At 50.7% G+C, this 20,127-nt stretch carries 27 protein-coding genes; 26 read left to right on the top strand and 1 reads right to left on the bottom strand.

Annotated elements, in window-relative coordinates:
• Nucleotide 1: 1 nt before the first annotated feature.
• From CIG75_RS12950 to CIG75_RS12855, 21 genes are all read left to right on the top strand, one after another.
• Nucleotides 2-199, top strand: coding sequence for a helix-turn-helix transcriptional regulator (locus tag CIG75_RS12950; RefSeq protein ID WP_094237048.1), 198 nt, complete (start codon nt 2-4; stop codon nt 197-199).
• A 30-nt stretch (nt 200-229) separates the two neighbouring features.
• A complete protein-coding gene (locus tag CIG75_RS12945) occupies nt 230-583 on the top strand; it encodes a hypothetical protein (RefSeq protein WP_094237047.1) in 354 nt (117 codons plus the stop codon).
• Nucleotides 576-917 (top strand): hypothetical protein, encoded by a 342-nt coding sequence (locus CIG75_RS12940; RefSeq protein WP_094237046.1) that lies wholly within the window; start codon nt 576-578, stop codon nt 915-917. Before CIG75_RS12945 ends, CIG75_RS12940 begins: the two co-directional genes overlap by 8 nt.
• Nucleotides 910-1,287, top strand: coding sequence for a hypothetical protein (locus CIG75_RS12935; protein ID WP_094237045.1), 378 nt, complete (start codon nt 910-912; stop codon nt 1,285-1,287). The genes CIG75_RS12940 and CIG75_RS12935 overlap by 8 nt, the downstream gene beginning before the upstream one ends.
• The gene (locus CIG75_RS12930; RefSeq protein WP_094237044.1) at nt 1,284-1,607 is read left to right on the top strand and encodes a hypothetical protein; all 324 of its coding nucleotides are present in this window, start codon (nt 1,284-1,286) and stop codon (nt 1,605-1,607) included. Before CIG75_RS12935 ends, CIG75_RS12930 begins: the two co-directional genes overlap by 4 nt.
• A gap of 48 nt (nt 1,608-1,655) precedes the next feature.
• The gene (locus CIG75_RS21460) at nt 1,656-1,778 is read left to right on the top strand and encodes a hypothetical protein (RefSeq protein ID WP_265415034.1); all 123 of its coding nucleotides are present in this window, start codon (nt 1,656-1,658) and stop codon (nt 1,776-1,778) included.
• 94 nt (nt 1,779-1,872) lie between these two features.
• Nucleotides 1,873-2,880 (top strand): hypothetical protein, encoded by a 1,008-nt coding sequence (locus tag CIG75_RS12925; protein WP_157729544.1) that lies wholly within the window; start codon nt 1,873-1,875, stop codon nt 2,878-2,880.
• Nucleotides 2,880-5,087: an AAA family ATPase gene (locus CIG75_RS20755; protein ID WP_157729543.1), complete on the top strand. Its 2,208-nt coding sequence runs from the start codon at nt 2,880-2,882 to the stop codon at nt 5,085-5,087. Before CIG75_RS12925 ends, CIG75_RS20755 begins: the two co-directional genes overlap by 1 nt.
• Entirely contained in the window at nt 5,071-5,901 is an 831-nt protein-coding gene (locus tag CIG75_RS12920; protein ID WP_227874434.1) for a helix-turn-helix domain-containing protein, read from the top strand. The genes CIG75_RS20755 and CIG75_RS12920 overlap by 17 nt, the downstream gene beginning before the upstream one ends.
• A complete protein-coding gene (locus CIG75_RS12915; protein ID WP_094237041.1) occupies nt 5,861-7,699 on the top strand; it encodes an ATP-dependent helicase in 1,839 nt (612 codons plus the stop codon). The genes CIG75_RS12920 and CIG75_RS12915 overlap by 41 nt, the downstream gene beginning before the upstream one ends.
• Nucleotides 7,699-8,583 carry a DnaD domain protein gene (locus CIG75_RS12910; RefSeq protein ID WP_094237040.1) on the top strand — a complete coding sequence of 295 codons (885 nt, stop codon included), beginning with the start codon at nt 7,699-7,701 and terminating at the stop codon, nt 8,581-8,583. Before CIG75_RS12915 ends, CIG75_RS12910 begins: the two co-directional genes overlap by 1 nt.
• A 17-nt stretch (nt 8,584-8,600) precedes the next feature.
• Entirely contained in the window at nt 8,601-9,542 is a 942-nt protein-coding gene (locus tag CIG75_RS12905; RefSeq protein ID WP_094237039.1) for an ATP-binding protein, read from the top strand.
• A 4-nt stretch (nt 9,543-9,546) separates the two neighbouring features.
• A complete protein-coding gene (gene dnaB / locus CIG75_RS12900) occupies nt 9,547-10,929 on the top strand; it encodes a replicative DNA helicase (RefSeq protein ID WP_094237038.1) in 1,383 nt (460 codons plus the stop codon).
• Nucleotides 10,930-10,934: 5 nt separating this feature from the next.
• Nucleotides 10,935-11,165: a hypothetical protein gene (locus CIG75_RS12895; protein ID WP_094237037.1), complete on the top strand. Its 231-nt coding sequence runs from the start codon at nt 10,935-10,937 to the stop codon at nt 11,163-11,165.
• A complete protein-coding gene (locus CIG75_RS12890) occupies nt 11,162-11,470 on the top strand; it encodes a hypothetical protein (RefSeq protein WP_094237036.1) in 309 nt (102 codons plus the stop codon). Before CIG75_RS12895 ends, CIG75_RS12890 begins: the two co-directional genes overlap by 4 nt.
• 97 nt (nt 11,471-11,567) lie before the next feature.
• Nucleotides 11,568-11,819, top strand: coding sequence for a hypothetical protein (locus CIG75_RS12885; protein ID WP_157729542.1), 252 nt, complete (start codon nt 11,568-11,570; stop codon nt 11,817-11,819).
• A complete protein-coding gene (locus CIG75_RS12880) occupies nt 11,816-12,229 on the top strand; it encodes a RusA family crossover junction endodeoxyribonuclease (RefSeq protein ID WP_094237034.1) in 414 nt (137 codons plus the stop codon). Before CIG75_RS12885 ends, CIG75_RS12880 begins: the two co-directional genes overlap by 4 nt.
• Before the next feature lie 3 nt (nt 12,230-12,232).
• The gene (locus CIG75_RS12875; protein ID WP_094237033.1) at nt 12,233-13,090 is read left to right on the top strand and encodes a putative metallopeptidase; all 858 of its coding nucleotides are present in this window, start codon (nt 12,233-12,235) and stop codon (nt 13,088-13,090) included.
• Nucleotides 13,036-13,494: a hypothetical protein gene (locus CIG75_RS12870; RefSeq protein ID WP_094237032.1), complete on the top strand. Its 459-nt coding sequence runs from the start codon at nt 13,036-13,038 to the stop codon at nt 13,492-13,494. The genes CIG75_RS12875 and CIG75_RS12870 overlap by 55 nt, the downstream gene beginning before the upstream one ends.
• Before the next feature lie 150 nt (nt 13,495-13,644).
• Nucleotides 13,645-14,019, top strand: coding sequence for a hypothetical protein (locus CIG75_RS12865; RefSeq protein WP_094237031.1), 375 nt, complete (start codon nt 13,645-13,647; stop codon nt 14,017-14,019).
• A gap of 400 nt (nt 14,020-14,419) precedes the next feature.
• On the top strand, nt 14,420-14,902 hold the full coding sequence (locus CIG75_RS12855) for a hypothetical protein (RefSeq protein WP_157729541.1): 483 nt from the start codon (nt 14,420-14,422) through the stop codon (nt 14,900-14,902).
• Nucleotides 14,903-15,220: 318 nt separating this feature from the next.
• Here CIG75_RS12855 and CIG75_RS12850 read toward each other — a convergent pair whose 3' ends face one another.
• Nucleotides 15,221-15,736, bottom strand: coding sequence for a DUF1878 family protein (locus CIG75_RS12850; RefSeq protein WP_094237028.1), 516 nt, complete (start codon nt 15,734-15,736; stop codon nt 15,221-15,223).
• A gap of 95 nt (nt 15,737-15,831) precedes the next feature.
• Between CIG75_RS12850 and CIG75_RS12845 the strand changes: the two genes are divergently transcribed.
• From CIG75_RS12845 to CIG75_RS12825, 5 genes are all read left to right on the top strand, one after another.
• A complete protein-coding gene (locus CIG75_RS12845) occupies nt 15,832-16,335 on the top strand; it encodes a hypothetical protein (RefSeq protein WP_094237027.1) in 504 nt (167 codons plus the stop codon).
• Between the two features lie 692 nt (nt 16,336-17,027).
• On the top strand, nt 17,028-17,540 hold the full coding sequence (locus CIG75_RS12840) for a hypothetical protein (protein WP_094237026.1): 513 nt from the start codon (nt 17,028-17,030) through the stop codon (nt 17,538-17,540).
• Nucleotides 17,541-17,583: 43 nt separating this feature from the next.
• On the top strand, nt 17,584-18,357 hold the full coding sequence (gene mauJ / locus CIG75_RS12835; protein WP_094237025.1) for a methylamine utilization protein MauJ: 774 nt from the start codon (nt 17,584-17,586) through the stop codon (nt 18,355-18,357).
• A 65-nt stretch (nt 18,358-18,422) separates the two neighbouring features.
• Entirely contained in the window at nt 18,423-18,992 is a 570-nt protein-coding gene (locus tag CIG75_RS12830; RefSeq protein WP_094238437.1) for a ParB N-terminal domain-containing protein, read from the top strand.
• Nucleotides 18,989-20,029 (top strand): DNA cytosine methyltransferase, encoded by a 1,041-nt coding sequence (locus CIG75_RS12825; protein WP_094237024.1) that lies wholly within the window; start codon nt 18,989-18,991, stop codon nt 20,027-20,029. The genes CIG75_RS12830 and CIG75_RS12825 overlap by 4 nt, the downstream gene beginning before the upstream one ends.
• Nucleotides 20,030-20,127: the final 98 nt, after the last annotated feature.

Raw genomic sequence — 20,127 nt, 5'->3', positions numbered from 1 at the left:
TATGCCGATTTTGGATGGCGCAAAAGTAAAAGCAAAACGTTTGAAGGTAGGGTTGAAGCAAATCGAGCTCGCTCAGGGGATCTGCTCGCCGAGCATGCTCAATCAGATTGAGCACGACAAAGCGAATCCGTCTGATCGCTTGGCATCACTGATCGCCGAACGCTTGAACTCGACAGTGGATGAACTTACCCGCCAATAACACCAAACAGCCCAAGGAGGTATTACCGACATGGCAACCAGCAAACAAACCACGCTACCGGCACTGGAAATGTGTATTCTTCCCGCGGACCTGCCGGAAGCGCTGCAATACGTGCAACTTTGCAAGAACGCAACATCTGAAATCCACGCGCTGATTCATTTGAACAACTTCGACCGTGCCTGGACGCTGACCAAGCAACTCCACACCGCAATGAACGAATTGCGTGAGATGGCCCGGCGCAAGTCGGATCATGACCGCGGTTATCGCAAAGCTCTTGAAGATGCGGCAGAGCGGGACGAGCTGATCCGCCAGCTTATGGAGCAAGCAACGGCTTCTGGCGCGATCGTCACATTCTTGCACGTCGGAGGAGGGCGGCGTGAGTGAGCAACATCTAGTACGCGAAGAACTCGTGGTTTGGAATTGCCTAGAGTGCTCTGCTCGCATCGAAGCGGGTAGCATCATCGCAACCAACGGCAAGTGCCCATTTTGCGAGTTGGAGAAGTATCAGATCATCGTCGGAGGTCTGACCGACATTGTAGAAAACGGCAGCACGATCCATATGCACTTTGCGCATGGTGAATGCTCGGCAAACATCGATCACGGTGATACGACTGCGCAGTACGAAGCCAAGACACCGCTGAGCCTGCTCGTTGAGATCATCAACAACGAAACGGACTCGTACATTCAGGAGGAAGAGGAGGGAAGCGACAATGCCTAAGATTGACACCGATAACTTGCGAGAGATCGCAGTAGCAATTCGTGGTGTGGCAAAAGGCGAATCTGGATTCGTGCAGTTCAAGTTCATGCAAATCGCAAACGACACCGGGGCGGCCGCCGACGAGATCGACCGCCTTCAAGCTGAGCTCGCGAAATACGAGAAGTTGTTCGCAGTAGTCGAATCTGTCAACAAAGAGTACTGCCGGGCCGGAGTGACAGGATTAAGTGTTGGAGGACCCGCTACCTGGTCGGCCGTTGTTGGTACCTTTGTCTACGGTGAAGAAAAATCATTCCGAGACGCGCTTGTGATGCTTGCCAAAACGGAAACAGGTGAGGAAATCGTCTTTGAAAGCAGCGGTGATGACGCTTGAAACCAGTCACCGACAAGGACCTTGACGGCATGTTTACCGCCGTCTTGCTTGGACCGAAGCCGCCTATCACCGTACCGCTCAACTGCCCTAAGCTCGACTGCCGACGTAATGAACGCGGCTACTGCGAGATGTTCATGGCCGGGGAGTTCGACGACGAGGACTTTGAAGACGGCGATGCCTGCAGCGACTACACTCCGAACGATCTGATGTGCGGTGTATGCGGGGCTGGGAAGCACGGTGAACGGGAGCTGTACGGTGCCGACGCGGACGGTTGTCGTGGTGTTGTCATGAAGTTCTGGATCTGCCCTAACGGGCATTGAAGGGAGGTGAATCCAATAGAGCGGTACACGAACGAGGAACTTTCGGAGATGCTTCGCCAGAACTTGGACCTGAACATTCGTTTCGCACATGCGCTGAACGAAGCGATGCTTTTTCTTCCGCCGCACGCAAAATTGAAAGTCGCGGATGCTATGGCAAAGAAAAAGGTCTGACGCAGCAACGTCAGACCGAGTGAGGCAAATTAGAAATTTTACTGGCTCCAGTGTAGCACGGAAATGGAAATCGATCAAATAAACGGAGGAATCTATGATGGCACAAGCACCACAAAACCTCGATCTAGCGATCCGTCAGCTCGGTCTGAAACCGATTCAAATGGGCGGTCCGGCTTTGGCCCGCATGACGGCTGATGGTAAGAACATCGAAGCTGTTTTCGCAAACGTCGCGCTTTCTGAAAAAATGGGTGAGTTCTGCGATATCCAAGGTCGGGCGATGACGACAGCGAACGGCTACAAAAAACTGAACCAGATCGCTGGCGTTTCGGTCATCACACCGCAACGATTGTCAGTGCCGATCGATGGCAAAGAAGTGAACGTTCCCAATCCTTATCCGATCATCGATCCGAAATCTGGATCGATCTCAAAAGTGTGGGTGAGGAAAGTCGCGATCGGCTTCTCGCCAATCGGCAATCTCGTGGCAACATCTGCTTCACTGCTGTACGACATTCGCATGTACTTCGTGCAAGAATGCTTCAACAAAATCATGTACAACGCCGAAGCTGGCGAAGTTTGCAACTGGGAGGATGTTCAGCAGAAGACGGGTGGGCGGTTTGAACCCATTGAAGGCGACATGGGCATTTGGATCAACTATAAACACAAAGAAATTATGAAAGCCATCGGCAACTTCACAAACAAAAAGCAGTTTGCTGAACGGAACGCTCAAACGATCTGCGAGCGCTTAGTGATGAGTAAGCAACCAGCGCTTGCATATCCATTCGTTGACGAATTTATCTCTGGTGGTGCTCCTAAGCAACGTTACGCGACGCTTCCTGTATGGGGTTACAAATCCAATCTAACACAGGAACAACTTTTGCTGATTGCAGAGCAAGTAGAGAACGGCGAAGAAATCAAGATTCCCGGAATTGAGGTTGAGTACCGAGAGGTCGAAGCATCACAGGAAGAACTCGATGCGATGGCTACGGCCGAACAAGATAGTGATGAATTTTCGACCCTACCTTCTTATTCTGAAGATCAGAACTCGACTTCGCCTCAAAGACGAGAGACGAAATTTCGAGATGACAAGGAGTTGGAATTCTAATGCCTCAGCTTACTTCGCTGTTCTTCGATAACTTCAAAGGCTCAACCAGCAACTTTCCGCTTTCAAAAAAGACAGTGTTAGTTGGCCCGAACGGCTCCGGAAAAACCACACATGTACAAGCACTGAATGCGGCCATGCTCGGGTACATCCCAGGCAATGGGAAGCAACCAGGTGACACATTCAAAATGTCGAGTGATCAGCAAATCATGTCTGCGGGCCTTGAACTTGACAACGGCTTTGGCTTCATCCGCTCGTTCGAGCGAACATTGAAGTCATCCAAAGGCGTAAAGAAGCCGTTTTACTCTCAGTCGATCGAACTTTCTCCTTCTCGCGGCGAGCAGACCGAGACCGAGCGGAAAGCACGGATCGCAGAAGAAGTCGGTAGCCTCTCGATGATGCTCGACTTCAGCGCCTTCACCGAGATGACCGCCAGTGGCCGCCGCGACTTCATCTACTCACTCGCTGGTGGAGAAGAGGGGGAGGGCTGGAATAAGCAGCGCATCAATAGCTACCTGCAGGAACAGATCGGGAAGATCGACGATCCGGATCTCGCCAAGGAGCTGGCCAATGCAGTTGACGACGCGCTTGGTTTCTACGAGGACACAATGACGATCGATGAAGGGCTGGCAGCTATGAAAGGCTTTGTCGAACGCGAGTTGAGCGTTTCGAAAGACAAGGCGAAAAACGCTGCTGGCGCGATCAAGACGTTGACGCAGCAGAAAAACGAGTTGCAGGAAACGGATCGCAATCTTGATGTCAACAAGCGTGAACTTGCCGATCTGCGCGAACAGCTTTTGAAAACGGAAAAACAGCTCGCCGCCGATCGCGAGAAGAAGAAGGCGATTGATCGTCGCACTGCACGCCTGAACGAAGTGGCCGCACTGATTGAGCGACAGCAGGCCGTCGAAAAGCAACCGACAGATCAAGTTGATAAGCAGATCGCGGAGCTAGAGGAGGCAATGGATCACTCTGATGATTCCACCGAGCACCGGACGCTTGTCGAGAAAAAAACAGAGCTGGCAACGCGGATCAATGACACGCAACAGAAGATTGGCCACGCGAGACAAGAGCGTTCACGTCTGATCGCCGAGCGCGGGAGCATTCAGTCTACACTCGATACGATTCAAAATAACGCTGGTGTTTGTGTGATCCAGAATCTGATCAAGTGCCCCAAAGACTTTTCCAGCTATGTTGTTCATGCGCAACAGCAGGTCGCACAGAAAGATGAGGAGATTGCGGCGTTCAACGAGTCAGAACGAGCGATGCTTCAAGCACTTAGCCAAGAGAACGCTGAGATGGCGGAGATCGAGCAACGGATGAACAGCATCATGTCCCGCGTCAACCAGCGCCAGCGTGAAAATGCACAACGGCAACAGCAGATCAAGCAGTTGCAGGCGCAGAAGTCTTCCATCCAGCAAGCCGAGGAAAAGCGCCTTGGAGATCTTCAACGTGCCATGCAAGAGCAACAGGACCTTCGTGATCAACCTATCGAAGCGATTGCACCACTGGATATGCTCGAAGCGCAAATCACGAACCTCGGCCCTCGCATGAAGGAACTGGCGGAGAAAGTCGAGCAACAGAGTGACGTTCGAAACAAGATCCAGAACATCCAGCAAGCCATTTTGACGAATCAGGTGTCCGAGATCAAGAAGAAGGCGTTTGAAAAGCTGAACGAGGCGCTGGGGCCAAAGGGAGTCCAAGGCGAGATCGTCAAGACGATGCTCGACCCGATGCGCGCCGACATCGAAGTGAACCTCCGAGCGATCGGCATCGGTGCGGAGATCTTCTTCCAGACTGAGTCAGACACCGGCCAAGAGGTATTCGATTTCGGCTGGCAGATCGGTGAAGAGCGCCGCATGTTCGATGCACTGTCTACGGGTCAGCAGATCATGACATTAATCGCCTTCCTCGTCGCCGTCATCGAGCGTGCGAAGCCGCCAGTCCGTGTTCTTGCTCTCGACAACATCGAGAACTTGGATGGTACCAATTTGCGCAACTTGTTCACCGGCCTTGATGCTCTGGCGGACAAGCTTGACAACATCATCGTGGCTGGTGTTCTGCCTTACAAACGCGGTGAGGACGAGTGGTTGCTTCCGGGACTGCCGGAAAGTTGGTCGCTCCACGTGCTCGGTGAAGAACTTCAGCAGGATCAGGCATTTCCAACTGTTCAGGAAGGAGTGGGTGAATCCGATGACCTCCCGTTCTAGCTCACATATTGGACAGCGCATTAAAGAGTTGCGCAAAGTAGCCAAGCTGACTCAGCAAGAACTAGCAGATGGAATTGTCACGCGTAGCTACATCAGTCAAATCGAGAAAGGAAGCATTCAACCTTCCTATGACACGTTGGCTCAATTGGCCATGAAGCTTAACGTCACGCTTGAAGAGCTCTACAAAGAACCTGAAAATCTTGGCCTGCGACTTGCTGAAATCAAAAAAACAATCAAGTTTGCAGAGGCGGCTGCGACGAATGGTGAGTTCGAAAAAGCCAAACGGTATTTGGCTGATCATGCAAGCTTTCAGACGGTGCTCAACGATTACGATCTTGGAGTTATGCACTGGACACTCGGTGCAATCGCTACTTCCGAGCAAAATTATGAGAACGCTCTGGCGTGTTACCAGCAAAGTTTGAGTCACCTTCAAAGGTTGGATTGGTCAAAGGAGATGCTTCGGGTCTATGTTTCAATCGCAAAGACCTATGAAGGTTCGCATAATGACCAAGCGGTTGATTGGATTTTGTCTGCTTACGAAATGGCGGTTGAGAATTTGGTCTCAGGACAGATAAAGGCAACGCTCCTGTTCACAATTGCTCGAATTTTGTTTGGAATCGGCGACTTTAACTCAGCTCTCTTCTATGCTCGTAAAGCAGCTGACTTATATCAAAAATGCAAAATGGACGTTCCCTCTTACTTGGTTGAAATGATTGGGGATTTGAAGTTAGCAACAGCTGAAGTAAATCGTCTTTTTGAGAGGATGAAGGACAATGACGAGCTTGAACCAAGCTCAGCAACAGGCAGTCACTAGTGATTCGCAAGTTATTTTGACTTTGGCCGGGGCGGGGACGGGCAAGACGGCCGTCCTCACGCGTAGGATCGCTCATCTGCACGATGAAATGCGAGTCGGCACCAGCAACATGCTGGCGCTCACTTTTACCCGTCTTGCTGGACATGAGATGAAGGAACGGATCGCAAAGCTCATAGGCGAAGAGCAAGCCAAAAAGCTTTTCTGCAACACTTTCCACGCCTTTTGTGTCCAAGCGCTGCGGCAGTGGGGAGAACGGGTCGGCATCGAGCCGAACTTCACGATCTACGATCCGGAAGACCAGGAAGCGATCATCAAAACGGTGATCAAGGAATGCAAGTACAAAACGAAGGTCGATGACGTGCTGCATGACATCAACCAACTTGCCAGCGGCGAGGAAGAGTTCATGAGCTACGAGTCCGAACAGGCAGCGCGGGAGTACATGTTCCGGCTCCGCCGCAACAACGCAGTATCGCTCGATGAACTTCTGACACGCACGCTCAGCCTGATGGTGCAGGAGGACATCACCGCCTACTACCGCAACGACTTCAAATATGTCTTCGTCGACGAGTTTCAAGACACGGACGGCGTGCAGATGGCGATCATCAAAGCCTTGGCTCCTGAAAATTTGTTCGTCGTCGGCGACGACTACCAATCGATCTATCGCTTTCGGGGCGCGCGCGTTGAGAACATCCTGAACTTCTCCAACGAGTTCGAAGGCTGCGAGACGGTGAAGTTGGAGTTTAACTACCGTTCGACGCATGAGATTGTCAACGCGGCCAACCGGCTGATCCAGCACAACCAGAACAGGACTGACAAAAAGCTGATCGCCGACAAAGAAGGCCCGTCGATCGAATTTCATGAGCTCGACTCGATGGAGGCTGAGGCTTTCCGGATCGTGCAGAAAGCGAACGCCTACCAGATGGCCGAGCGGAAGTACTCCGACATCGCTGTTCTGGCGCGCACGAATCATCAGCTCGAAATCGTTCGTAATCAGCTCGCCGCGGCCAATGTGCCAGCGCAGGTCGTGAGTCAAAGCGCCGACATCTTCCAAAAGCGCGACATCGCCACAGCAATCCGTTTTGTCGAGTATGTGATCAATCCGTCCGACTCGCGCGCGCTGCAGGCATGTGTCAACTTTCCGGTGACACGCTTGACCGATCTTGAAATGACGCGGGCGATCACCGAGATGGAGACGACCGGAAAGACGCTTGAGGACGTTCTGGCGGACAGCGAGAACGAGGCTGTTCGGCACCTTGTTGGGCGCGCACGTTCGCTCCGAGAAGGGCGGGTTTTCGACTTCTGGAACGTTGACGCGATCGAAGCTTTTAAACGCTGTTCCTACGAGCTTGGCATGAAGGTGTTCTATGAAGCACAAGGGCTTCAAAATCGCATCGAGGACATGATACAGGCTCTCCGGGCGATCAACCGATGGTGCCGCCAGCAGGAGCAAGTTGGTGACCCGTACGACATCCAGACGTTCATAAAGTGGCTGCGGATTCGAGACATCCAGGACTACTACCGCAAGGAAGTTGACGCCGTGCAGCTGATGACCGTCCACGGAAGTAAGGGACTTGAGTTTGACACAGTTTTCATGATCGGCATGAACGAGGAGACGTTCCCCTCGAAAAAGGCAGTGAAGTCGGAAGAAGACTTGGAGGAAGAGCGCAGGCTGATGTACGTAGCCGTGACACGCGCCAAACGCCTTTTGGTGCTCACGCGGCCACGCGAAGTGACGGTGTATAAAAACACCACTACACCGCTACCAAGCCGCTTCATGAGGGAAATGGGGTTGGTCTGATGGCTGATTGCTACAAAGAGTTGAAGGCGTTTGCTGACTGGCTCGAAACAAATCCGTTGAGTTCAATCGATCAGGCGCTATGGATGCATCTATTTATGCTCTGGCAAAAGAACGGTTCCTCTGACGGGTTTGTGGTACGCAACGACTCATTGATGTCGAAGCTTGGTGGGATCAGCAAACCAACTCTGCAAAAATCGCGAAACAATCTCATCCAAAAAGGACGCATTCGGTACGAAGGCGTCGAGAAGAAAAAGAACAGCGGGCGGTACTGGTTCATCCCATTCACCGCCCAAACTGGTCAAAATATTTTACCAGATTCTTTACCAGATACGACCGCACACCAAACTGGTAAAGAAATTTTACCAGATGGTTTACCAGACTCTTTACCAGATGGTTTACCAGTTCCTTTACCAGAAGGCTTACCAGATTCTTTATCGGATGCGTTTCTTCAAGAAGGAATGAATGAATGTATGAATGACGGAATGACTGACACGCATGCGCGAGCGGAGAAGCCTCTTCAATCCATGCAGAGGATCTTTCGCGAAACATTTGGCCGACCAATGCGACAAGCAGACTGGACCTTCGTGAACGATTATCTGAACGACGGCATGCAAGAAGAGGTCATCGTGTTCGCTTTTGAAGCGGCTCTCGTGAATAAGCCTGACAGCCCAATGTACCTTTGGCGTATTCTCGGCGAGTGGTTCACGAAAGGCATTCGTACAGTAGCCGACTACCGACGCGATCTTGAGCAAAAACAGATTGAGAAACAGAAGCAGTCGAAGATACCGCAACGGTCGGGCAGTCAAAAAGTGATTCCGATGTCTTCGCACCAGCAACAAGTCATGAACGCTTGGGAGAAGCGTTTCGGTAAACAAAGCGGCTAGTGGAAGGAGGGAGAGCTTTGGACGATTTTAAGCGGGCAGGAAGTGAGCTTGGTAAATTTGCTGGTCTGCAGCGCTTTGAGCCGTTTGAGCAATACCGTCATGCGTTGAACCTGCAGCATGCTTCAGACCTGCTTCTCCGGCGCCACAACGGCGAGCTGTTCGAAGTGCTCCAGTGCCGGACAAAGTGTGCCGCTTGCCGAGGCTATGAAACTTGTTGGAGATCTGGCGACGCAAAAGGTGAGGTTCGAGTCATCGAATCCGTTTCGGAGACAAAGATCACGATCATCAACAAGCCATGCAAGCCTGCGCTACAGCACTTCGCGAAAATAGAGCACCTGAAGCGATTGGAGCTGGCCGGCATGACGGAAGTGGATCGTAGTTTCACGCTCGCTTCGTTTCCGGAAGAACAGATCCAACGCCATCCCAAGCTCTTCGAAGCCGTGAATGAGTTCGCGAATGACTTTGAACCGGATCACAAAGATCGCGGGTTTTATATTTACGGACCGCCCGGCATCGGCAAGACACACTTGATGCTAGGTGCCGCAAACAAACTGATCGACCGCGGCATTCAGGCGGTCTACACAAGAGCGGACGTTCTGTTCGATAGGCTGCGGGCGGCGTACGGTGAGGACGAAGGCACTTTTGACAAACGGCTCGCATGGTACTCAAATGTGCCAGTGCTGCTACTCGACGAGTTTGCGCAGGAGCGGGCCAACGACTGGACAGTGGACAAGATGTTTTCAATTCTTAGCCACCGTCTCCAGAACGGTCTTTGCACGTGGTTCACTAGCAACTACGCACCGCCGTTCGTATATGCGCATCTGCGCGAGCAGCTTGAACTTGATAAAAAAATTGAGCCAATGATTTCGCGGATAACGAAGCTTGCCCGTATGGCACGTATGGAGGGCGAGGATCACCGTTTGACGCATATGGATGACGCGCTCGAACCGGAGTGGTGATTGCATGTTCCCTTTCGACGACGATGAACAACTTCATAGCCCTTTACCAGCAAACGTCGAAGCGGAGCAGGCCGTCCTCGGCGCGTGTATCATCGCCAAGACGGCGTTGGAAGAGGTCAAGACAAATCAAAAGCTGGTCCCGAACGATTTCTGGCGTGAATCGCACCAAGCGATTTTTCAAGCCATGCTGGACGTTGAGAAGGCTTGCAAGCCTGTCGATATGGTCACGCTCACTGTTCACCTGCAGGAGCAGAAGAAGATCGACCAAGCAGGTGGCATTGAATATCTGACCAGATTGGCCAACTCTGTTCCGTCAGCAGCCAACGTCGATCACTATGCGGCGATCGTCAAAGAGAAGTCGGTGTTGCGGCAGTTGATCTGCTCACACGAGAAAGTAGCTGCAGCATCGTTGAAGGCAGATGCGAATCCGTGGGACATCATCGCGGCACAGAAAGATATTCTGCGACAGCTTGAGGTCAGCGCACAACAGACTGGATTCTTTGAGCGCTCCGCTGACGTGGTGGAGCGAACGATTGACCAGATCAGCAAACGGGCCGAGCGCGGCGATGAAGAGAATCCGGTGACGGGGGTCCCATCTGGATACCGAGATCTGGATGAGATGACGACGGGTTTTCACGGCTCGGAGCTGATCATTTTGGCAGCCCGTCCCGCGGTTGGAAAGACGGCGTTTGCGCTAAACGTCGCCCAAAACGTTGCAGTCCGCGCTGGTGAGCCGGTCGCGATCTTCTCCCTAGAAATGGGGGCAGAGCAGTTGGTACAGCGGATGCTGTGCGCAGAGGGCAACATCGATGCAAACAAACTGCGCACAGGAAAACTTGATGAAGATGATTGGCCGAAGTTGATGATTGCAGCTGGAACGATTGGAGACGCTCCGATCTTCATCGACGACACGGCTGGCATCACAGTAGCTGACATCTGGGCGAAGTGCAGGAGGCTGAAACAGCAAGTGGGAAAGCTCGGTCTGATTGTGATCGACTACCTACAGTTGATCCAAGGCCGGGGGCGGGATCGACAACAAGACGTGTCCGAGATTTCCCGTACGCTGAAGATCATGGCCCGCGAGCTGGATGTGCCGGTGATCGCATTGTCGCAGCTATCACGTTCGGTTGAGAAGCGTCAGGACAAGCGACCGATGCTTTCCGATCTGCGCGAGTCCGGTGCGATCGAGCAGGATGCAGACATCGTAGCCTTCTTGTACCGGGATGAGTATTACAACAAGGATTCCGAGAAGAAAAACGTGGTGGAGTTCATCATCGCCAAACAGCGCTCGGGTCCGGTCGGCACGGTAGAGCTTGCCTTCTTGAAAAACTTTAACAAGTTCGTGGATATTCCCAAGCAATTTACTTTGTTCGACCAAGGAGCGTGATCGTTTTGGAGCGTTTTACACCGAGCAAGTACAACCCGGAGATTCGTGACAAAAAGCTGGCGATCATCAAGGCTTTTGGACAGAACTCGTTTTTGCGCGGCGAGATGGAGATGGCCGCCTGCGCAGTGACCGGGCAGACGAAATTGTTGCATGAGTTGAACGCGGCGGAAGTGGACGCGCTGCTGGTGCATGTGAATGCGATTCAAAATCTTTCGAAAGGTGGTGCCTCTGCATGAAGATGGCAAAAGAAGTCCGCAAGCTGTACAGCCAAGAGTGGCAGGCATTGTTCACCGAGCTTGAAGGGAAGGGGTACACAATCAGCTACGACGGCGGCGTGATCCTGATCCGCAGCACCGGTCACCGCATGAATGTCTCGCTCGAACGCGGCCGCTGGCAAATGGAGCTGTTCAAGCCGTTTATGCTGTCTGAGATTCGCCGCTCGCGCTACGACTCCCAAATCATCGAGCAGGTCCGCTATTGGATCGATCGCGCGCAAAAAAGCCCGTTGCTTTATAGCTTCGCGCTGCGGGAGACGGCATGAAGTGGCGGCGGAGAATTTGGTTCCGGCTTGCGTGGATGATGCCTGGCAAGCTCGGTGCATGGTGCTACGATCGGACGGAGCGAAAGGAGGCGAAGGCGTGACAGCGCATCCGAAGCGTCGCAAATATGAGCGTCACTGGAAGAAAGTTTTGCCGAAGATCGATCAGATCGCGAAGGATACGGCGGAAAAACTGGATGAGCTTTTTTTGAGTGATGACGCAGAAGATGTCGATGTTTCCTACGCGGCCATCCGAGATATGTTCGCGGTTAAGCTTCATTCGGAAATGCAGAACAGACGGATGTGGCGACTTCGGAAGGTAAATCAGCCAGAGAAGGGAGGGACGGAATGATCAAATTTACGGTTCGCGGAGAGCCTGTCGCACAAGGCCGCCCCCGCGCTACAACGGTTCACGGTCACGTCCGAATGTATGATCCGAAGAAATCTAGCGACTTCAAGCAATTGGTTATGCTCGTTGCACAAAATCATTGTCCTGCCCAGCCGCTGGAAGGTCCATTGCGTATGAAGCTGCAGGTGTTCCGCCAGATCCCAAAGAGCTTCAGCAAAAAGAAAACAACTGCTGCTGAAAATGGTGAGGTGCGTCCCACAACAAAGCCGGACGCCGACAATTATCTGAAAGCCGTCAAGGACGCGCTCAAAAATGTAGCCTGGCGCGATGACTCCCAAGTCGTCAGTGTCACGGTTGAAAAATGGTATAGCACGACCCCGCGCATCGAGGTCGAGATTACGGAGGTGGCCTAACTCATGGCGGCAAAATTCAGCTTTGCAACTGGCGAGGTTCTGAGATTTATCCTCGCGATCAAAAAGGAATTTCACAAGAACCTGCGCGACAACAACATCGTCGCGATCTGGCGCGAGGATGCAGACTACGGTCACTACACTCAAGCGGTTGTCGTCCCACCTGCTTTCCGCTTCATGATGAATGCCGACGCCGTGATCTACGTCAACAAGCCGGCGTGGATGAAACGTTTGTCCGACGCAGAGAAAGCGTATTGGATCGACCATGCTCTTGCGATGCTGGAAACCAAAGACAAGTGGGCTGACGACGGTCGCCCGATGATGATGCAGGTACAGCCAGAGAAAATCGGCTACGCAAATGTCATCGCACGACACGGCCTTATCACGCCGGAACTGAAGATGTTCGGCCACGCCATGAAACCACGTTCGGAAGATCCGCAGATGAACATCTTTGAGGTAATCCATGAAACGCATGGCGCAGAAAATCGCTTTGAATATGGTGGCTACCGGGCAAAAGAAGCAGATGAGATCATCAACGATCCAACGGAAGCGACTCTCTACCGCGCTGCTTGGTTGGCGGTCAATGAGCAATCCGCGAGTGTTGAACTTTTCCAAGAACGTCTAGATGTTGATTACCCGGTCGCGGTGATGCTGATGAATCAGTTGGAAGCGATGGAGTTTATCGGCCCGTCACGCGGCAACTTCCCCGTGAGATTTTGGCAACTCCTGACCGCCTGCAATTCCTTGGTGAAGCTACTGGTCTGGAAGACTCGCAGTTCGCGCAGTAGAAAAAGACAGGGGGAAGCATCATGCAAGCTTTGCAACTTAACCACGAAAAGTTGGAGCAGATCGTACGGGAGTTAAACACAGACTTCTTCCCGAGAATTCAAGATCAGGATGCTGTATCGGTAAAGGTTTTTTATCTCATGGGAAAGGTTGCACAATTGGGACGCGTTTGGGCACTAACCGTTGGTGAGCAGGGGGCGGATCTTCAACACTATAACCTGAAAGCCTACAGCGAATTGATCGTAATCATGACCGCTGTCGGTCTTGAAATTCCTTACCCTGATCGCCCAGAGAAATTGGAGAAGCGGGAAAGTATCTTCGACCAGTTCCAGCTTCTGTTTGAGCGGATCGCCGCTCTGCAGTTTGATGATCACTACATCGAGGTATGGGAAGCATTACTCGGCCTCGGCGAACTGATGGGTTTCACGGCCGCGCAGGTCGAAGCCGAGATCCGAAGCACCTACGGCGGTGATGCGGCGTGATCGCGCAACATCTCAATCAGCAAGTAAGAAATGTATTTAAAGGTGATTATTGGTTCTGCGGCATCGAAGGACTGGATCTCTTGCGGGAAGTCTCGGCCAGCAAATTCTCGTCCGCTGCAGGTGCTAATCTGGACGATGAGGTGATGAATCATGACAGAGCTAACTAATGCGGAACGATTGAGGATGTGGGAGATCAGTCAACGTGACCGGTTGCACATCGTTGAGGTTAGACTTTTCGATCAGGAGAGTAAGGCGGTTGCTACTGTCTATCAGCTAATCAATTGCGCGGCGACACCGGGGGTGGCGGTTCGTGATGCGATCGATCTTGTGTCCTCAGGCGATCTCCACATCTGGGAAGGCAAGGAGTTCTTGCACACAGTGGATGACATTATCGGCCTAATAACGACCGAACACGAAATCGTCAAGGTCAACATCCAGCAGGAAAAGCGCCGAGGTGTCAATGAGCCGCTCAAGCATTACATCAAGTCGGTACTGATTTTGGATCTTGAGCCGAAAGGAGTCTGAGATGAATCTGTTCATTTGCCTGGACTGCGGTGGTTTCTGCGAAGGGGACGAGGTCCGACGATCAATCAATCGGTGTGGTGAATGTGAGGTGGAAAGGGGTGAAAATGTTTGCTTGATGAAACCATCGTTTACTGCACCAAAGGTGGATGGGAGATAGAAGGCGCGGTCCTCTCGTACAGCCGTAGCAGTGATCTTGACCACGCGTTGGCGAACATTGCAAACGGCGGACAATGGGTTGGGTGGGCTGTTGGATGGCATGCGGCTGAGGAGCTTTGCCATGATCACCAGATGAAGAGTAGTGACCGTTGACTTCATAGCCGAAATTTTTTAGCGGGCAGAGCCCCGCTTTTCGGCGTTTGGTGATCCATTCGAGCGATGAATTCAGAGGAGGATGATCAAGGTGGCACAATTGAGTTTCGTACAAGTAGAACCGGCTATGGAAATGGTTCAGCTTGCCGAAAAGATGCTAAAGGATTACGCACGAATGAAGAAGCAAATCAAAATCCTTCGCGGCGATCTCGCGAGTATTGGCGATGGAGTGGTTGGTGCGGCCGGAGACGTGAATAGCAGCATCCGGGCTCAATACAAGAATTCGGACAAAGTTGGTGGAGAAGCAGTGCGCCGTGATAAGAAGCGGCATCGCCTCGCTCTGATGGAGCGGAACTGTGCGCAGTTCGAAGCGGCGATGGCGGCTGTGACAGACTGGCAGCAGGACACGATGCTTGAATGGTTGCTCGATGGCGAGACGGTGACCAAGATCGCCTACCGGCTTGATCTCTCCCGCCGACAGGCGACTTCCATCAAACGTAATTTGGTGGATAAGCTTGCATGGGCGATGCAGGATCATCTGCAGGTACAGACCAAACAGGAAGTTGCGGCTTGAATCGACTTCTCACTTTGCCCACATTGTACATGTTTTGCATGTCGAAAAAAGACCGTGTTATACTCGCTTCAGCAGGATATGGATAGACCACCTACGTGAACCAGTCGTGAAGGTGGTCTTTTCTTTTTCCTGATCGATTCCTACTAGCGCGCACTGGGAGTTCAGATTGACGGAGGCGCGGTATCGTTCGTCTTGTTCTTCGGAATGTAGCGCAGCAGGATAGCAAGCCCCCCTTGGGAGCGGGAGGGCGCGGGTTCGAATCCCGTCGATCGGTGACCGGTGGCACAGAGTGCATAGATAAACCACCCAAGTAGGTGGTTAGAGGGGTTTCGTGCTCGTTCTTGACTTTATTAATGCTCTGTACAGTTCGGCATATAGGCCCTCTTGATTCAGAGTGGAAATAATAGTCTCTGCTAATTGGTGGTGAATAAATCCTAGCTCCTTTTCTAAGTCGATCTCGAATTCGTAGTGATTGATTTGTTCGCCGAGGTGTAAGGAATCCTGATACTTATCGCAAATTTTAAAAATATTATCTACGATATCTTTATCCCAATCTCTCGCAACACAAAGATAATGGAACGCAATTTCGGGACGATACAACTTGGTACCATCCATTTCACATAAGAGAGAATTGATGTCCTCTTCTACTTTTTCGAGCTCCTTTTCCATTTTCATGAGAAGGGCTTGATCGTCGCGAATAACCCGAATGCGTTCTTTTACTTCTTCAAGCTCCTTTTTACGATAATCACCATAAATTATGATCAGACAATCCATTTGGAAATCCGCTTTTTCGAGCAGATTTTTTAACTTAGTGTCTTCAGTATTAGATATCATGTTGCCTTCAACTCCTTTTAAAGTATTACTTCGAAAGACCGGAAGGAAAATCCTTCCTCATTGCAGAAGGTTTGCAGATGAGAGGGGGAGAGTTTATGGGATTTGATTGGGGCTCATTTACCGGGGGAGCTGTAGGCGCATTAGGTGCGTATCTTGCTGCGAGATATGCATTTTCTCTGTCCCAAAAAAGAACAAAGGAACAACTCGCAGTTGAAACAGCAGTATCAATCGGTGAATTATTGAGAGGAAGATTGGTATACCTACACAGTAAAGAGTTTAAGGACGATCCAACATTCGAAAATATGAAAGAAAATGTAACGGTGTTCTTGGAGCAACAAATGGTGTCTCTACTCCCAAAATCAATAATTTCAGGAGATAAGGAGCTATTGAAGATTATTCGAGAACTCAGAGAGTTTGGTGCAGAAACTACATTGGGTTTATCGTTCGAATTGTCGAAAAGAGAGATTCCATTTGACTCTAAAGAGAGCATACCATTTGTGATAGCGATTGGCGCTGATATTAACAATACATTAGCAATTGCATCAAAACGAGTATCTGACTACATCGCAATAGCTGAGGCGAAGTGTCTGAAAGTCTAAAAGCTTCTCCTCTGGGTGCTTTTTTTGAGGAAGCTCATTTAATCTGATCAATGGGGAGCACGTTGACTAGGCACTTTCCAAAAACACGTACTCTGCCAACGCATTGGATTTTTATAGAACCGTGACAGGACGCTTATCCACATAGGGTAGGCGTTTATTATTTCTTCGAACAGGAGATTATTGCCAGACGGACATCAAAAGCGTGACATCGAAAGCTGTGCTTTGGGTCGCGTGATAATTGTTGGGGCGAAAGACAAACACATTTAGGAGGTTGTGCAAAGTGGAACAGTTGTCTATCAGAATGACTGAACTAGCGATTGAACGGAAGGTGCCAGCTGAATACGAACATTCTCAGACCACATGTTACGGGGCATCCATGGGTGGTCTTTTTCATGCCTAGGGATCAGCTCATTGTCATGAGCGAGGCGCGCCAGATTCGGGGCAATGGAAGCATAGTGGAATTATAAGTATGCTCTCTGTGGTTAATATGGCCGGGTCTGGTCTGTCAATCATAAGAAGAAGGAGAATGCGCTCGTTTACTAAACGAGCGTAATTAGATGTGTATGGCCACTGTATACTATGGTGCTTCGCTTAGTGGGAGATGAAGATAATAATACCGATAGCTTCGTCACGACTTTAAATATAAAGGAGTTCCTATCTCTTTCGAAGAATAGCTAAAATGAGGTGATGGTATGTCTGATGCGTTGATTGCGGTAATTATTACTCAAGCAGTAGTAGTGTTATTATTTTCTTCGTTGCATTATTGGGTTGAACCGCGAAAAGAGAAGAAGAAGCATCGAAAAGAGGTATTAATGAACTTCTATTCTCCTGTTTACGCTGCGTTAGTTGTGAGAGGAAAAATGCACATAAATGCAGAGGAAAGAAATGGCCGGCCGAAGCCAAATTTTATAAGAATTATCTCTATCGAGGCCAAAGATGAAGACTATATCGACCGACGTTGGATTGAGAAATTTATTCACGAAAATATAGGCTATGCATCTAGTGAATTGGTAGAAGCATGGGCTGCTTATGTCAGTTCAACTACAATGTTCGGGAAAGTCGATCACAAGTATACTGAAGCGCTTGTAAAGGCGATTGTGATTGAGTATAACAAACTCCGAAAGGAGTTTGGGATGAGTTACGACGAAGACGAACTTCGTACCGGATATCCAAATATTTATGCTCATTTGAGAGAACGAAATTAGAGATAGCAAACGGAAATGCAAACTATTGGAGAGGGGGGTCTGTGTGGGAACTGTTGAATTGCGAGCAAATTGCGAAGGTTTCTCCTTTTCGGGACCCATTCAAATCAATGTGGATTATCCGACTGTGGATAAAGCTTCATTGGAGTTAGTGGTCGAGAATGATACGGAAAAAAATAAATATCTAAAGTGTGTTGTTGATGTGTGTGACGCTAATTACTCACTCGCAATTCGAAGGGCGAAAGAAGTTGTGGAACTGTTTGTCGAAGAAATTACGCTTTTTTGTGGTCATTATAATGGCTTTTTCATCGGGGAAATCAAAGTAATCAATGCGAATTTGAACGGGAACGGCGAGTCATCTTTTGGGTTTTCTGTAAATGTAAGGCAGGATGCTGTACTAACAGATACAGAGCAAAACAAGTTGCGTGAAGCATTGGGTGTGATCGATTGCAACAATGTATATCGCAGACTATATAGAGCAGCAATGCAATGTGTAGATCCTGTTGCAAAATTCATGTTCCTATATAGTATTCTTTATGAAATCGTGAATCTTAATACGAATGAGTCAAAACAGGGAAAAGTAGACAAATATATTCGAAAGAATTACAGGAACAAACCAAGCTTGTATCAAAAGGATGAAGACAAACCAACTAGAAAGAAGGGGTGTAATTTCAAGGAGACGATTTACACGTATATTAGAAACGAGATCGGACACACGGACGATGGGGTACATATTAACGACACAACTCGTAGAGCGGCGGAAAATTGCCGCCGTTTAGCAGAGATCGTCCAGAAAGCTATTATTGAATTGGAAAAATAAACTCACAATAGGCACCCGCATTGGGTGCTTTTATTATTCCAATAAGAGGTGATGAAATCATGGAGATGAAGAAACTTTACATCCGAACTATCCCTGTTGAACAAATCAACCCAGCGCCGTACAACCCGCGGCGCGATCTGCAGCCAGGTGATCCGGAATTCGAGAAGCTAAAACGATCGATGGAGACCTACGGATATGTAGATCCGCTGATCTGGAACAAGCGCACCGGCAACCTCGTCGGCGGCCATCAGCGGTTCAAAGTGCTGGTGGCCGCCGGGGCCACAGAGGTGGACGTATCTGTCGTTGATCTGGACGACTCCAGCGAAAAGGCACTGAACATCACACTCAACAAAGTGTCTGGGGATTGGGATGACGTGAAATTGGCGTCTCTTCTGGATGAACTGCGCGGGGCAGGTTTTGAGATCGCGCTGACCGGATTCAACGATACGGAGGCCGACAAGCTAATCGCGCAGTTCCAGTTCGGCGAAGACGACCGGGCGGGTGACTTCGAAAATGGGGAGATCAACCTAGGCTCCTTCGATGATGACAACTTCGATTGCCAGTGCCCGCGCTGTGGGTTCTCGTTCAACCCGAAAAAGCCCGTCACCGGGGATGAGGGTGGCGGGGCCGAATGAGTCAGCATGAATACATTTGGTCGCTGAACGATCTGCAGCGAGTCCCAAAGAACGGACGGAAAGTGTTCACCACGTTCTCCTGCGGCGGTGGGAGCACGATGGGCTACAAGCTAGCCGGTTACGACGTAATCGGAAACGTGGAGATCGATCCACAGATGATGGCGATCTACCGGGCCAACCACAACCCGCGGTTCCCTTTCCTCATGCCGATTCAGCAGTTCAAGACCATTCCGGACAGTGATCTGCCGAGCGAACTGTTCGACCTCGACATTTTGGACGGCTCCCCACCGTGCAGCGTGTTCAGCACTGCGGGCAAGAGGGAAGAAAAGTGGGGTGGGGAGTTCCATTTCCGCGAAGGGCAGGCGAAGCAACGGCTCGATGACCTGTTCTTCGACTATCTGGATGTGGTGGAGAAGCTTCGCCCGAAGGTGGCCGTGGCGGAGAACGTCAAGGGAATGATCCTGGGCAATGCCAAGGGGTATGTGAAGCTGGTGATCGAGCGCTTCAACGAAATCGGATATGATGTGCAACTCTTCATCCTGAACGCAGCCACAATGGGCGTGCCGCAGAAACGCGAGCGCGTCTTTTTTGTTGCTCGGCGACGTGATCTGTGTTTGCCAAAGTTGGTGCTGAACTTCAACGAGCGGCCAATCCTCTACAGTGAGTTTCGTTCGGGCCGGGGGAGGCCTCTCGATCGGGGTGGGAAGACATATCAGCGATGGCTCAAGCGCAGGCCGATCGATCGAGACTTCGGAGACATCGGGCAGCGCGAAGAAGGAAAAGACAGCAATTTCAACACGATCCTGATCAAGGATCACAAAGTTGCCAACACACTTGCTAGTAACTCGTGGTTCGTGCGATACGATGAGCCGTATTTCATAAGCGAGCAAGACATTATCAGGATGCAGACCTTTCCGCAGGACTACGATTTCTTGGACGCAGATGTCCAGTACGTGTGCGGAATGTCGGTGCCACCTGTGATGATGAAGAGGATCGCGCAACAGATCGATGCCCAGTGGTTCTCCAAACTGCAATAGAAAAAGCAGGGCGTGCCCACACCCTGCTTATGTGTTGCCCGGGCACCGCCGGGCGAGATACGAAGAGGAAAACTTAACCAACTCTCGTATCGAGTCCA

Source organism: Tumebacillus algifaecis, assembly GCF_002243515.1.
Classification (GTDB): Bacteria; Bacillota; Bacilli; order Tumebacillales; family Tumebacillaceae; genus Tumebacillus_A; species Tumebacillus_A algifaecis.
This window is presented reverse-complemented; position numbering and strand designations above follow the sequence as displayed.